At 65.8% G+C, this 228-nt stretch carries 1 protein-coding gene; it reads left to right on the top strand.

Annotated elements, in window-relative coordinates; genetic code table 11:
• Window positions 1-228: 4Fe-4S binding protein (locus SB772_RS46430; protein WP_410839324.1), on the top strand; the 228-nt coding region annotated here is incomplete at both ends.

Genomic DNA, 228 nt, shown 5'->3' with positions numbered 1-228 from the left:
CCGTGCTGTTCGTGCTCGGCGGCTCGACCGTCGGCGCGATCGTGATCGGCTTGTTGTACGGTCGCGAGAAGCGCGTGTGGTGCAAGTACCTGTGCCCGGTCAACGGCGTGTTCGGGTTGCTGTCGCGGCTCGCGCCGATGCGCTATAAGGTCGACGAGGATGCGTGGCGCCGCTCGTACAAGAACGGCGAGCACGGACATCGCGTGATTCCGATCAACTGCGCGCCGC

Source organism: Paraburkholderia sp. SIMBA_030 (assembly GCF_046535245.1).
Taxonomy (GTDB): Bacteria; Pseudomonadota; Gammaproteobacteria; order Burkholderiales; family Burkholderiaceae; genus Paraburkholderia.
The sequence above is the reverse complement of the archived record's forward strand: the minus strand, read 5'-3'. Positions and strand labels throughout refer to the sequence as shown.